Below are 12,695 nucleotides of genomic sequence, written 5' to 3'. Positions count from 1 at the left end.
CCCACGCGCGCATCCGGGCCCCGGCCGAGCAGGCCATGGCCACCCTGAAGACCTGGCGCCTGCTACGCAAACTCCGCTGCAGCACCAATCGCATCACCAGGCTCGTCCAGGCCATCCTCACCGGTGAAGTCCATTTCCCTGCAGCCTCTGGTCCGATCCGCCCCCTGTGCAACTTTTGGAACCGATCACACCGGGAAAGCGGTCTGCCAGAGTGCGCGCGTCAGCCCCACATGTCGAGGGCGACCTCTTCGAAGAATCTGCTCCATTCGCCGTCTTCGCTGGCGAACGGTGTCTGGTCGACCTGGGTGATGCGTTCGCGGAGAGCCTCTACGGCTTCGGCGCGTGCTTGGTCGTCGTGGTGGGGGAGCTCCTTGACCTCAGTGAGACCGGTCTCGGCCACGGTGAGGGTGTGGACGAGGGAGGAGACGTCCTGGTGCATGGGGACGTAGAACTCCTCGCCTTCGGCGAACGAGTAGATCTGGCCGGTCCGGGGATCGAGGGCGACGGTGGCGTACTGGAACTCCCCGAGAATCTCCCACTGTTCACTCCCTTCGGGAAGGTTCGCACCGTCGGCGTCGAAGGCTGCCTTGAGGGACGGCCGGCACTCGAGCCGGTCGGGGGTGTCGAGGTCGAGCCTGGTGGAGAACAGCTTGCTCGAGGGCAGTCCCACGGTGGCCAGGAACCTGGCTGTGCCGGGGTGCATGCGGCTGCCGACGAGATGGGGGAAGTAGGTGACGCCGTTCAGTCCGTAGACGTCGGTCACGTGGCCCGGTACGACGAGCTGCTGGTCTTGGGCCGTGTTGCTCTCCGGAGGGGCGGTCCTCAGGCGGTCCAGCTTGACTCCAGGATGTCGTCGATGACGCGGGCCCAGGGAGAGTCCTCGTCAGAGAACGGGATGGGGTCGAACGATTCGATCTTGTCTTTGAAGTGGGACTCGAGCTCGTCGAGGTCGTTGCCGGATCCGCAGGCGGCGACGAACTGCTCGTAGGCAAGGAGCGTGTAGACCAGGGACTCCACGTCTTGGTGCAGGTGCTGGTATTCGTCCAGGGGGGTGCCTTCGGGGAAGGCGTACACCTGGCCGTCGGCCGGGTCCAGGGCGATTGTCATGTGCTGGAACCATCCGAGTTCGAGCCAGGAACCGCACTCGGCAGGAAGAGCACCGTCTTTCTCCGGGTCCGGGAACTTCTCGGACAAAAGGATCGGCTCGCACTCGGTTCGCGTCATGAACTCGTCGCTGTGGGGGAGTCCTACCGTACTCAGGAGCCCGGCGGTCTTCTCGTGGAGAGGCGGCTGGTGCTCGTAGCGCGGAAAGTAGACCACGCCTGAGAGGCCGTACTGGCGGATCAGTTCCTCAGGGCGGACTCCGTAGTTCATGGGGGCCTTGTCGGAAGGGTCTGGGTTCGAGGTGGGTGAGGGTTCAGTGTCCATGCGCGGCCTTCAACTTCTTTACGTACTCCTGGTGTTCCTTGAGTCTTTTCCAACCTGAAGCACCTGCCAGTCGGAGGACTCTGCGGCAGCTCACCGGAAGCGCCAGTCAACTGGTGAAGACCTGGCCAGGAGCCCCTGCTGGACTCGGGTAGCCGATCAACGACAGTCCGCTGACCAGTGCGGATGTCAGGTTGGAAAAGGCTCATTGAGAAACGAGCGGTAATAAAGCCGCAGCTGCGTTCGAGGTTTCGGGCAACCTCACGCGACTCACCAAGTGAGTGCGAGCGCGCCTACGCCTACGCGGGCAGCGCAGGGAACACGACCACCGAGCCGTCCTTGTCCCGGGCGATCTCGATCGCCACGTCTGTCGTGCGGCTGTCGACCATGACCCCGCCGCCCAGCTGGTGGATCCGGAATGCCGCGCGCATCAGGCGGTCGACTTCACCGGTCGTGAAAACGGGCCGCAAACCGTTCGGACGTGCCAGTTCCAGCGCCGACAGGCGTACGAGAATACGGCCGATGCTCAACTCCATTTCGTCGAGGCGCTGCTGATCGCGCTTGAGCGCGCGAATGAAGTGCTCGAACGGATTTCCGGGCTCGCGCTGGGCGTGGTCGACGGCCTGAAGGACGACCACCCGTCGCATCAGCGCGATGGCCAGGGCCGCGAGTTCGAGGTGGGTACGGAACGTGCCGCCATGGTCGTCGATGCCGGGGAACGACTTGGTCAACGTGTCGAGCTCGACGGCCTCACCCTGGGGCAGTCCGTCGAGTGCGCTCTGCCAGCGGGTAAGCCGGCGGCCGGCTTTGCTCAGCGCCGTGTCGATGGCGTGCACTGCCGAGTCGAGTCCCAGCGAGACACCGAGCCTGCCCTGGTCGAGCAGAATGGCGGTGGCTTTGTCGATGGCGTTGCGGCAGGCGTCGAGTGCGCTGTGCTCGTCGTCGAGCTTGTCCTCCTGAAGTTGCTCCAGCAGGTCCGTGATGTGTTCGATGGCCTGCTGCCGCTTGCGGTCGGCATGCGCGCTCACTCCCACCGCCACGGCCATGAGCACGAGCGGAGCGGCCACGGTGAGCGCCGTACCGCCGGCGGCCGCGGCACCGGCGGTGGCACCGGCCCCGCCGACCGTGCCCGCCGCTGCCGCTCCTCCGACCGGTACGAACCTCGCTTTGGAGGCGATCCTGCCCGTCGAGTTCACGAGCTCACCGTAGATGCCACCGGCCGTCCCCTTCGGCACCATCGGGCGAACGAGGCCCTGCCCGAACTGGGCGGCGACCTTCGCCGGGACCACCATGCGATACAGACTCTCGCCGGAACTGGTCGCTCTGGCCACCGTGAGGGAGCTTCGCGCCGATTGCGTGATGAACTGCGACAGGTGCTGAGCCAGGGGACTCGCGGCGTCGAGCGGGATGCCACGGCCGCGGTCGATCTTCTCGGGCAGCGGGTGTACCTCAAGTGTGACGATCGGCTCGCCGGCCATGACGGCCAGCACTCCGCGCAGTTCAGCCAGGCGCTCAGCCGTCATCGACTCGCCCGCGGTCAACCCTGGCACTCGGACATCAGCGGTCGCCAGCGTCCACACGGGCACGGTCGTCTTGCGGTCGTCAGTCATCTTCTCCCCCTTGTTCTCCGACAGCAGCCTACGTCTGACGTCGAACGCGAACGGCGCATGGTCGCTGTATGCGGATCACAGCGCCCTGGCGTCGCCTGCCGCACATCGGACCGCTCCGGGACCGGGCCGGCTCCCTCGCATGCCCGTAGCCGGAGTAATCCCATCACCGCTGCTCCACCCACCCGTCCAGCTCCTCCAGATGCCGCGGCACCCGACTCCCGTGCCAGTCAAGCACCAGCCGCTGCCGTGCGCAGGTGATCACGACGTAGCAGGCCATTCGGCGTCGGCATCGCAACGGTCTACCGCTACATCCGCTGCTTCAGGCCGCCACCGACGCCGACCGACCCACCGAGAACCCCTACTTCTAGGCGCTCGATGCCGCGCCGGCGCCTCGGCGGCGGCCCTCGTCCCACCGACCCTTTGCGGGACAGCCCTTAGACGAGGTCGAGGGTTGCATGGCGCACTGACAGCGAGCGCAGGTGCTCATCCCAGATCGGCAACGTAACTTCCCCGCTGGGGTGACGATCCTGCGGAGGGAGACATCAAGGACTGGGTTCGTTGTCAAACGCCTCGGTTGGACGACGAAGGACAGAACTGTCGGGCCTGTGGGTCAACGCCGAGTTGGGCGTGGGTGACTGGCTGGAGAACGCGGTCGGCAGCTCCCGTGCGGCGGCCTTGCCCAAGCACGCCACGGCATAGCGGATCCCATCACCACCCCAGTGATCGTCAGAGAGCCATCCACTGTCAGTGCCGTCTCCTACCCTCACCAATGTGTACAGAGGGCCGCACGCAGGGAGGCATCGGTGATCAAGGGCACATCCAAGTGCGCCTGCTGCGGAGGGCAGAACGAGCGCAGGTTCGTTTCCAGCGGACACGAAACCGTGTGGGCGTACGTATGCGACAGCGCCAAGTGCAACGAAGACCAGCAGCAGATCGCCAAGAGAGCGGCAAGGCACGGCATCACCTACGACAGGTACTCGGAGATCCATCTGAACCAAGGCGGCCGATGCCCCGTATGCGGGGAACACCTCGGAAAGTTCGACAAGGACCTGGTGATCGACCACGACCACTCGTGCTGCCCCAAGAAGACCTCCTGCGGCAATTGCGTCAGAGGCATCCTTCATCGCCGCTGTAACTCAGTGATCGGTTACCTCGGCGACGATCCGGACAAGTTTGAACGGATAGCCGAGTACCTCCGCGGTTACTGAGGGAACCACAGCAACCGTCGTACTCCTGTCTCGTCGGCCGAACCAACCAACCAGGGGGGCGTATGGCGGCTTGTGTGAGACGCCAAGAGGTGCCGAGTTCCGCGAGCCGCTGTCGCATCGCTCCTCGCTGTTCCTCCAACTGCAGGGAGGTCGGCGAGAGGAGGTAGACGTTCCCCCGGTGCAGTCGGAAGCCGATGCGCTCCCAGCCCCGGGCGATCTTGGCGGTCACCCGGTCAAACTCCGCGCGGTTCTTCAGGCGGTCGCTGCTGAGGTCGGTGACGCCCGGCGAGCACGCAATGCCACGGCAGCCGGCCATGAGACGGTGGATCGCCTCAGTGGCGAGGATGCCGCCGCGGCTGTACCCGCGCCACTGCTCGCCCAAGGTCATCCCGTCCATAACGAGCAGGGCGGAGCCGATATACGGCGGCCACGTGCTGGCGTCCTCGGTGAAGTTCCCCGTGTCCGGGGCGAGCAGGGCCTGGGCAGTCTCGTCGAGCTCTTCGGAAGCCTCTGCCATCGTCCGATAGGCGTTCGCACCCCGGTCAAGGTGCAGCCTGTAAAAGGCCATCGTTCCGACCTCGGCCTCCTCGTGCAGGGTCTCTACGTCCCACCGCTCCAGGGTGTCGTCCTGTGGGATGTCCTTGAGGTCGTCGGTGAAGACGATACGCAGGCGCAGCTCGGAGGGATCTCCGGGCAGCAGGGAGGGCAAGTTCACTGCGGCAGCCTAGCGATGTACCGAGGTCGGCAGCCCAGCCGCGGAGATCGACATCGTGCGACTGGCCTGCTGACAGAGGTGAGGGAGCGGCCCTCAGGAGAGTTCCAGCAGCTCGGCGCTGATCCGGTCCCAATCCGGTCGGGGGCCGTCGATCGGTCGTACGGCTGTGAGCAGGCGGCCGTCGAGGAACGTGTCGAGCCGGTCTCCCGTCAGGCTGGCCAGACGCTCGCGCTGGGCACGGCGGTTCAGTTCTACGCGCTCGCCCAGGACTCCGAGCAGTACCTCGTGCCGTGCCTCGCCCAGGATGTCACCGCGGATCCATCGTCCTCGGACGGGTACGCCGGCGAGCGTGCCGAGCTGGTTCTCCTCACGGTTGAAGGCCCGGTTCATCGCTTCCTCGGCCGCCGGGCCCACCTGTCGGATCGCCTCCCTGGTGGCTGCCTGACCGCTGACCCCAGGAAGCGTCATCACGAGGACCTCGTCCGGGAGCGGGTCGACTACGCGTCGGCGGTCGGGACGCGGGACGCGGAACTGCCACGGCTTCGGGTCCCCGGGGACCTCGATCCATCCGGTCTTGAGGCCCTTCAAGGCGGCGGAGTGATCGGGGAGGAAGATGTCGACGTACACGCCGCCGGGGCCGAGCCAGACCCAGCTCATGAAGTAGGCGTGATCGCCATGGTCGACGGACCATTGGGCGAGCTGCTCCAGTCGCTTCCTCTGCTCCGGGGTGCCTTTGCCCGCAGGGAACATCTGCTTGGCGCGCCGTCGTCGCCCCCGTGCTTCTCCGGCGACCGGTCCGGCGGCCAGGTCGTACAGAAGGTCCGGCCGCACTCCGGTCTTCGCGTAGACGCCGCGGAGCTTTCCCGGCAGCACGTCGAAGCTGCTGAGGCCGCCGGTCGTGTGGGTCCAGTCGAACAGGACCTCGCTGGCGGCGCTCATCACGCCGAGCCCGGTGCACTCGCTGACGAAGCGCTGGATGTGGCCGGCGCTGGAGTCGAGAGCGGAGCACTCGACTCCGAGTGGTCCCTTGCCCTGGTCGCCGAGGATGTAGCTGAGCAGCAGGCGGATCTCGTGATCGCGCACGCGCTGGTCGACCGTCTTGCGAAGGTCGCAGGCGAGGGCGTTGACGTTGACCATGGCGGCCAGGGAGACAGGGAGCGGGCCCTGCCCGATCTCGACGGCCTGGACAGCTTCCGCGCCGGCCTTCCCCTTCTCGATTGTGAACCGCCATACCCGGGCACGCACCGTACTCATACGAGAACCCTACGGTCCGTTGTTCGTGACGGTTCTCGCCTTAGTGGTCAGGTCTGGGGCCGGGGTCCAGCTCGCGGTCCAGGAGAGCCTGGATGATCCTCTCGGTGCGGGCCTGCATCTCGGGGCCGTGGCCGGCGAGATTGTTGTCGAGTGCGTGCTGCGGCATGTCGAGCACCTGCTTCATCTCGCCGATGAGAGCGGGCCATGACGCGAGCGAGTCAGTCAGGTCCTCGACGTTGCCGGACCAGTCGGCCCGGCGTGCTCCCAGGGCGAAGGCGATCAGAAGGACGGCGAAGAGGGGTTCGCTGTCGAGAGCGGCGTATGCGCCTAGACCTGCAAGGTTCCCCTTGCCGGTCTGGGCGGCGACAGCCCGGGTGACAACAGGGAGCTGGAGGAAGAGTGCCGCGGCCACCGAGCGGACTTCCTCCCATTCGGCATCGGTGGCATCGGCGAGCGCTTCGGTCATCCGCGGCAGGGAGACGAAGTCGGCAGCGCCGACGATGAGGCTCGCCGGACCGGTCAGCCAAGGCTCAGCGCCTTCCACTCGCTGCCGTCTGCCCGGCGAGACACCGAGGACTTTCTCGATCGTCTCCGCCTCGTCTTCCGTCACGTCCGGCCGCGTGCCGACGGCGAAGATCTGCAGCAGGTGCGCGACAGCGGTTGCCCGGTCGTCGGCCGGGACGCGGATCGGGCGGGGCAGAGCGTTCTTGCCTCGTTTCGCGGCCATGGTCGCGGCGACGGCACCCACGACCGCGTCCTGGTCGTCGACCGGGTCGAGGCCCTGGCGGGATGCCTCAGCCCGAAGGAGCTGCTCCACCTCGTGCGACAGGTCGTCCATCACGACGGCTGCGGAGGCACGGACAGCGTCGAGGGCAAGGGGGAAGTCTTCGACCCACAGCACAACGCGCAGCACGTCCACGTCCAATGTGCGCTCACGCCAGCGCAGAAGCCGGAGCAGCTGGCGGTCGCTGTCCGGCGGATAGATCCAGACCGGGCGGCGTCCGTCGTTGCCGACACGGACAGGACGGGGCATCAGGCCGCTGCTGCGGAAGTCCTCCAGTCTCCTCTCGGTCATCGTGCTGAAGCCGGCGGATGTGGCGGCGCGAAGGAGGTCGTCGCGCTGCAGGACGCGGGGTTCAACTGCCATGCCGGTCAGCGTAGGGGCGCCACGGCACGCCGGGCGAGGCAAGTACTCCCGCCCCGGGCCGCTCTAACTTGCAGACGGGCCTACCCCCGTTGTCACCAGCGGGTTTGCGCTGCTTCTGTGAGTGCGCGGCGCCAACTCGGGTGCTGCTCTTCTCTCTCGAAAGGACTGTCCATGTCCAGGAATCAGGTAGCGGCCGTGACCGGAATGATCGTGCGTTCCCTCACGAAGCGGTGGGCCGACGCGAACGGCCTCAGCAGGGAGCAGGGTCTGCTGCTCGCATGGGCGGCCGGCGCCCTCGCTTCGGTGGCCGTCATGCGCGTCTGACCCTGTAGCGGAGCGCATCGGGAGCGGCCTCCGCAGATGTACCGAAGGCCCCGGAAACCATGGTGGTTCCCGGGGCCTGCGGGCTGGGGTGGGCGTGGACTGCTGGGTGAGGTTTGCTGGTGTTGGGTCCGCGCCCCTGCGAGTGTCCGTTCCCCCGGGTCAGCCGGCGGTCGGGTTCTCCGCCTCGTCCTCGGTCTTCTTCCGTCGTGCCGCGACGTCTCGTCAGCCCGCAAGGACCGTCGCCGGCGTCCGGCAACCGGGCACTTCTCATGCCACCTTGATGACAACCTTGCCCGAGGCATGACCGTTCTCGACGGCGGCGAGGGCGGCCGGGGCTTCGGAGAACGGATGGACCGCCGTGATTACGGGTGCGAGGACTCCGTCGAGGGCCAGCCGGGCCGACCGCTCCAGGTTCTCGCGGTCGACGCGGCGCTCGACGAAACGCCCACCGAGATCGGACACAGACGTATCACCCACAGCAATGATATTGCGGTGATCCCGGGCCAGCGGAGCGACCGTCCGCAGCGAGGTGCCTCCGACCAGGTCGACGATCCCGTCGAAGCCGCCCGGAACCAGCTCGCGTGCCGCGGCGGCGACGTCCTCGGCGGTGTAGTCGATGAACCGCACCCCAATGCCCTCGGCGTGCTCGCGTTTGGCCGCACTTCCGGTGCCGATCACGCGCAGCTCGCGCCCGATCGCCAGTCGGGCGACGGCGAGGCCGACCCCGCCCCCGACCCCGTTGACCAGGACTGTGGCGCCGGCCGGGAGGCCCAGTTGGTCGAGCACGTCCACCGCGGTTGTCCCGGCCACTGGCAGCGTTGCCGCCACGGTCGCGGACAGACCCGCCGGGGTGCGCGCGGTGTTCGGCGCGGACAGCACCGTCGTCTCGGCGTAGGTGCCGCCACCGGTCAGTGCGAAGCCGAAGACGGCGTCGCCCACCTCGAGCCCGTCGACGTCCTCGCCCCGGGCGAGAACGGTTCCGGCAGCCTCCATGCCCAGCACGCGGGGAAACGGACGCCCGCCGTCGAGCCCGTCGACCAGACCTGAGCGCAGAAGGTGGTCGAGGGGATTCACGCCGGCGGCATCGACCCGGATCAGCACCTCACCGCGACCGGGTACGGGATCGGGACGATCGAAGAACTCCTGCACCCCGGGCCCGCCATACCTGTGAAAACCCCATGCCTGACCCATCTTCAGCCGCCTCTCGTATGGCCAACCCGGTGACTCCGGGTGCTGTCGCCATCCTCACCGCTGACATTGATGTCAGGGGCAACCGGCTGAGATGCAGATCACAGCATCAGGTCGACTGCGCCACCGATTGCGGGACCGCGGAAAGCTCCGCCCGGTGCCTGCTGTTGGCCCTGATCAACACGTCGAGTGCATCCCGGGTCTCGATCAGGTGCGCGATGTCGGCGTCGATCCGGTCGCGCTCGCGCAGCATCGCCGTGAACGTCTCCTCGGCGACGTCCAAGTCACCCGGGATGTCCACACACGGCAGCACAGTCGCGATCACCCGGCTGGACATCCCCGCGTCGAACAGCTGCCGGATGAGCGACACGCGCTGGACCGCGGCATCGGAATAGTGACGCTGCCCCGCGTCGGAACGTGAGCTGGTCAGCAGTCCCTGGTCTTCGTAGTACCGCAGTGAGCGCGGACTCACGCCCGTGCGCTGTGACAACTCGCCTATCCGCATCCTTGAGAGCCTACGACCGTGACAGCGTTACCCCTGCCGTCCACAGCCGTGAGCCTCGCCGGAGACCGCCGTCCAGGTGCCGATGGCCCGGGTGCGGGCGGCTCCCGCCGGGACGGCGCCCGTGATCAGGGTGAGGGTGGTCGGGGAGAGGAGGGTGGCGCCGAGGCCCTGCGCGACACGGGCACCGATCAGGTACTGGCCTCGGAGGCGATGCCGCCGACGACGGCCGGGTCCTGGTCGGCCTTCTGGCGGTTCGTGCCCTCACACGTCGTGTTCGCTCCCGACGGCGGGTTCCTCGGCGACAGCGGGCACACCGGAGGAGGGAAGCAGCTGCGGGATGCCGTCGACGATCGGGTAGCGCCGGCGCAGACGCGGGTTGTAGAGCGCGCCCCCGATCTCGTCCAGGATCAACGGCCCCTTGTCGAGCGGGCAGGCGAGAATCTTCAGCAGCGGGCTGTCGGGCTTCATGACCGGGTTCCTTCGGGAGTGGGGGTGTTCGTCTCGTGTCGCGGCAGGGTGAGCAGGACCGTCAGCGCCAGTACGGTGCCGCCGAGACGCAGTAACAGCCGCAACGGGTCGTCGGGCAGCGGCTCGGCGAACGCGATCGTGCCGCTCACGATGGAGAACACGCAGCTCACCGTCGAGCACACCGGGACGATCAGGGACGCCCGGCAGCGCTGCAGGGCGGTCTGCGACAGCACCAGTCCGCTGACGCCTGTCAGCAGCAGGAGGTACGGGTACGGGGAGGCCAGCACGGCGGGCACGGAGCCCATGAGGTCCTCGGTGTCCAGGTGCCCGGAGACACCCTTGATCGCGAGCGAGCTGACGCCGTAGATCAGACCGACGGCGACCGCGTAGGCCACTCCGGTGGTCGGCTGCCGGTGTCGTCGGCGGGCGCGCCGCTCCGCGGCCGCGTAGAGCACGAGACCTGCCGCGAGGGTCGGCAGGCACAGGCCCAACAGGATGCCGGTGGGAGCGGTACGGCTGATCTCCTCGCTGGTCTCGTACAGCGAGGCCACCACCATCACCAGGGCCAGACCGATGACGGCCACCGCACGCCGCTCGCGGCCGGAGGGCCGCTCGCCGAGCACCACCGACGAGAGCACGAGCAGGAGGACGAGACCGGACAGGAACAGACCCTGGGCGGCGGCGATCGGCAGGGTGCGGTAGACGGCCAGCTGCGCGGCGAACCCCAGGGCGAGCGCCACGGCCCCGCAGATCCACAAGGGCCGGCCGGCCAGCAACAGCAGGGCCCGGCCCGGCTGTGCGGCGCTCAACGGCGGCATGCCGGCCAGCGCCCGCTTCTCCAGGACGAAGCCGGTGCTGTACAGGACGTTCGCCACCAGCGCGGCGGCCACACCCCACACCACGGGCTACACCTTTCTCGCATGCACGAGGAGGATGGACGCGAGCGACGGTGCCCCGCAGGCCAGCCGGTCCAGCGGCCTGAGCGGGCGCGGGACCCCGTGGAACGGCGCGCCGGCGAGCTTCACCACCTCGAACCCGGACGCTGCCACGAACTCGCGCAACGCTCGTGCCGTGTACAGCCGCAGATGGCCCACGACCTCGCTGCCCGGTCTGCCGTGGATGCGCCGCAGACTCACCTCGGAGAACACCGGCTGGACTCCTGCGAGCAGCAGCGCGCGGTTGTACCAGGCGCCGAGGTTCGGCGTGGAGAGCATGAGGTGCCCGCCGGGGCGCAGGACCCTGCGCAGTTCGTCGAGGGCGCTGTCGGGGTCGACCAGGTGCTCCACGACCTCGCTGAACAGGACGGCGTCGGCACTGTCGGAGGCGAACGGCAGCCCGCTGCCGGTCAGCTCGCCGCGGACGACGTGGCTCAGGCGCGGGGCCGCCCGGCGCAGGGCGTCCTGCGACCAGTCGATCCCCACGACGCGGTGCCCGCCGAGTACGCGGGCCGCGATCGCGCCCGCCGAGCCGTCCCCGCAGCCCACGTCGAACACGGTCGCGGCCGGGCGCCCGGGCCCCACGGGTCCGAGCGCGTCGGCCAGCATCCGGGCCTGCCGCAGTGTCCGGGCCTCCCCGGAGGCGACGGGAACGGTGGGGTTCTCGTAGAAGTCCCGCAGCTCGGGGGTGCGGGGGGCCGGCGAGGTCGCGTCCGTCCCGGTCGACCCACCGGGTGCTTCCGGTCCGGTGGCCGCCGCGTCGGTGGCTGCCGCTTCGGCTGGGGTGGTCATGACGGCCTCTTGTGGTTGTCCTGGGTGGAGGGGGTTCGCACCGGTGTCGTGTCCGGACGCGGGGTGGTGTCCCCGGCCGGAGCGAGAGACGTCGTCGACAGCGACTCCGCGAACAGGTCCGCCAGTTCCGCGCCCGCCGCGTCACCGAGCAGCGCCCGGGACCAGCGCAACGTCACGTGCAGTCGCCCGCCGGTGGAAGCGGCCGCCACGCTCAGCCCGCGCGGCATCCGTGCCGGTGCGGAGAACCACACGGCCGTCGCCCGTCCCGCGTCGCCGAAGTCCAGCGCGTACGGCACGCGTCCGATGTTGGTGACCAGCGCCGTCGACGTCCAGGGCGCCGCCGCCCGCCGTGCGCCACGGGTGAGCACGCCCCGGACGCCGACCGGGAGCAGCGGTGCGGTCAGCAGGCTCGCCCCCGCGCCCATGGGGGCGCCGTCGGCCGACTTCAGCGCGCGGGTGCGCCGGGCGGTGGTGCGCAGCAGCCGGGCCACGGCCTCCGGGTCCGGCCGTGCGCCGAGCACCAGCTCCGTGTCGCGCGGGTCCTCGGAGGTCATGGCCACCTCGACGAGACGGGTTCCGTTGCCCATCGGCATGTCCGTGCCGCGCGGACGGTCGTCCACGGGCATCGTGAGCCGTACCGGACCGGCCGGCCGGCCCCGTGAGACGTTCCAGCGCCCCACCATCAGTGAGGTGGCGACGAGGAGTTGGTCGTTGACGGTCCAGGACGGGAGGTCTCCGTTTCCCGCCGCACGCCGCGGGAGGGGCAGGTCCGCCTGGATCATGCCGTTGCCCACGGCACGCGCGCGTACCCGCCCGGTGCGGGAGTCCGGCGCGACCCGTACGGGCCGCACTCGTACGGTGCGGCCGGTGGCACCGGTCCCGCTGGGAGCGGGACCCGAGCGCTCCGGCCGGACCCGCCCGGGAACCGGGGGGGCTGCCGTGCCGCCGTACTGTTCGGCGGTCGTGGCGAGCACCCGCAGCCCCGACGGGGCGTCGAGGGCGGTGTGATGCAACGTCAGCAGCAGTACCGTCCCGTCCTCTTCCCCCTGGACGACTTCCAGGCGCATCGGCGGCACCAGGGTGAGCGGCGGGCAATCCGTCAGGGCGCGGGCCCGGGCCCGCGC

The 12,695-nt window shown here is 68.8% G+C and carries 14 protein-coding genes and 1 pseudogene; 3 read left to right on the top strand and 12 right to left on the bottom strand.

What is annotated here, in order from left to right; all coding sequences use genetic code 11:
- Window positions 1-122, top strand: a pseudogene (locus tag AOK00_RS41605) (IS5/IS1182 family transposase); the annotation flags it as partial.
- A gap of 98 nt (window positions 123-220) precedes the next feature.
- Here AOK00_RS41605 and AOK00_RS18265 read toward each other — a convergent pair.
- The 3 genes from AOK00_RS18265 to AOK00_RS18255 all read right to left on the bottom strand — a co-directional run bounded on the left by AOK00_RS18265 (window position 221) and on the right by AOK00_RS18255 (window position 3,035).
- Window positions 221-763: an SUKH-4 family immunity protein gene (locus AOK00_RS18265; protein WP_055601367.1), complete on the bottom strand. Its 543-nt coding sequence runs from the start codon at window positions 761-763 to the stop codon at window positions 221-223.
- 59 nt (window positions 764-822) lie between these two features.
- Window positions 823-1,374 carry an SUKH-4 family immunity protein gene (locus AOK00_RS18260; RefSeq protein WP_159041795.1) on the bottom strand — a complete coding sequence of 184 codons (552 nt, stop codon included), beginning with the start codon at window positions 1,372-1,374 and terminating at the stop codon, window positions 823-825.
- 350 nt (window positions 1,375-1,724) lie between these two features.
- Window positions 1,725-3,035 (bottom strand): hypothetical protein, encoded by a 1,311-nt coding sequence (locus AOK00_RS18255; protein WP_055601365.1) that lies wholly within the window; start codon window positions 3,033-3,035, stop codon window positions 1,725-1,727.
- 719 nt (window positions 3,036-3,754) lie between these two features.
- Between AOK00_RS18255 and AOK00_RS41435 the strand changes: the two genes are divergently transcribed.
- Entirely contained in the window at window positions 3,755-4,243 is a 489-nt protein-coding gene (locus AOK00_RS41435; RefSeq protein ID WP_367870045.1) for an endonuclease VII domain-containing protein, read from the top strand.
- On the opposite strand, the gene AOK00_RS39105 is transcribed toward AOK00_RS41435, so the two are convergent.
- The 3 genes from AOK00_RS39105 to AOK00_RS18240 form a co-directional block, all read right to left on the bottom strand.
- Window positions 4,143-4,958, bottom strand: coding sequence for a hypothetical protein (locus AOK00_RS39105; RefSeq protein ID WP_055601364.1), 816 nt, complete (start codon window positions 4,956-4,958; stop codon window positions 4,143-4,145). The genes AOK00_RS41435 and AOK00_RS39105 overlap by 101 nt on opposite strands.
- Window positions 4,959-5,051: 93 nt before the next feature.
- A complete protein-coding gene (locus tag AOK00_RS18245; protein ID WP_055601363.1) occupies window positions 5,052-6,212 on the bottom strand; it encodes a hypothetical protein in 1,161 nt (386 codons plus the stop codon).
- Window positions 6,213-6,252: 40 nt separating this feature from the next.
- Window positions 6,253-7,245: a hypothetical protein gene (locus tag AOK00_RS18240; RefSeq protein WP_159041793.1), complete on the bottom strand. Its 993-nt coding sequence runs from the start codon at window positions 7,243-7,245 to the stop codon at window positions 6,253-6,255.
- A gap of 285 nt (window positions 7,246-7,530) precedes the next feature.
- Between AOK00_RS18240 and AOK00_RS39100 the strand changes: the two genes are divergently transcribed.
- Window positions 7,531-7,683: a hypothetical protein gene (locus tag AOK00_RS39100; protein ID WP_159041792.1), complete on the top strand. Its 153-nt coding sequence runs from the start codon at window positions 7,531-7,533 to the stop codon at window positions 7,681-7,683.
- Window positions 7,684-7,950: 267 nt separating this feature from the next.
- Here AOK00_RS39100 and AOK00_RS18235 read toward each other — a convergent pair whose 3' ends face one another.
- From AOK00_RS18235 to AOK00_RS18210, 6 genes are all read right to left on the bottom strand, one after another.
- Window positions 7,951-8,832 (bottom strand): NADP-dependent oxidoreductase, encoded by an 882-nt coding sequence (locus AOK00_RS18235; RefSeq protein ID WP_055601361.1) that lies wholly within the window; start codon window positions 8,830-8,832, stop codon window positions 7,951-7,953.
- A gap of 148 nt (window positions 8,833-8,980) precedes the next feature.
- Window positions 8,981-9,376 (bottom strand): MerR family transcriptional regulator, encoded by a 396-nt coding sequence (locus tag AOK00_RS18230; RefSeq protein WP_055601360.1) that lies wholly within the window; start codon window positions 9,374-9,376, stop codon window positions 8,981-8,983.
- 261 nt (window positions 9,377-9,637) lie between these two features.
- Window positions 9,638-9,844, bottom strand: coding sequence for a Trm112 family protein (locus AOK00_RS18225; protein WP_055601359.1), 207 nt, complete (start codon window positions 9,842-9,844; stop codon window positions 9,638-9,640).
- Window positions 9,841-10,746 carry a DMT family transporter gene (locus AOK00_RS18220; RefSeq protein WP_055601358.1) on the bottom strand — a complete coding sequence of 302 codons (906 nt, stop codon included), beginning with the start codon at window positions 10,744-10,746 and terminating at the stop codon, window positions 9,841-9,843. The genes AOK00_RS18225 and AOK00_RS18220 overlap by 4 nt, the downstream gene beginning before the upstream one ends.
- 3 nt (window positions 10,747-10,749) lie before the next feature.
- Entirely contained in the window at window positions 10,750-11,571 is an 822-nt protein-coding gene (locus AOK00_RS18215) for a class I SAM-dependent methyltransferase (protein ID WP_254047405.1), read from the bottom strand.
- The coding region (locus tag AOK00_RS18210) for a hypothetical protein (RefSeq protein ID WP_055601357.1) at window positions 11,568-12,695 on the bottom strand (1,128 nt) is incomplete at its 5' end. The genes AOK00_RS18215 and AOK00_RS18210, both read right to left, overlap by 4 nt.

Source organism: Streptomyces aureus (assembly GCF_001418135.1).
Lineage (GTDB): Bacteria > Actinomycetota > Actinomycetes > Streptomycetales > Streptomycetaceae > Streptomyces > Streptomyces aureus_A.
Note: the sequence above shows the minus strand (reverse complement) of the source record. Positions and strands in the feature narration are given on the sequence as shown.

What these genes read in the sequence shown, in the direction of transcription:
- AOK00_RS18260 (WP_159041795.1), bottom strand. Translation starts at nt 1,374, where the DNA reads ATGAACTACGGAGTCCGCCCTGAGGAACTGATCCGCCAGTACGGCCTC.
- AOK00_RS18255 (WP_055601365.1), bottom strand. Translation starts at nt 3,035, where the DNA reads ATGACTGACGACCGCAAGACGACCGTGCCCGTGTGGACGCTGGCGACC.
- AOK00_RS18245 (WP_055601363.1), bottom strand. Translation starts at nt 6,212, where the DNA reads ATGAGTACGGTGCGTGCCCGGGTATGGCGGTTCACAATCGAGAAGGGG.
- AOK00_RS18240 (WP_159041793.1), bottom strand. Translation starts at nt 7,245, where the DNA reads ATGCCCCGTCCTGTCCGTGTCGGCAACGACGGACGCCGCCCGGTCTGG.
- AOK00_RS39100 (WP_159041792.1), top strand. Translation starts at nt 7,531, where the DNA reads ATGTCCAGGAATCAGGTAGCGGCCGTGACCGGAATGATCGTGCGTTCC.
- AOK00_RS18230 (WP_055601360.1), bottom strand. Translation starts at nt 9,376, where the DNA reads ATGCGGATAGGCGAGTTGTCACAGCGCACGGGCGTGAGTCCGCGCTCA.
- AOK00_RS18225 (WP_055601359.1), bottom strand. Translation starts at nt 9,844, where the DNA reads ATGAAGCCCGACAGCCCGCTGCTGAAGATTCTCGCCTGCCCGCTCGAC.
- AOK00_RS18215 (WP_254047405.1), bottom strand. Translation starts at nt 11,571, where the DNA reads ATGACCACCCCAGCCGAAGCGGCAGCCACCGACGCGGCGGCCACCGGA.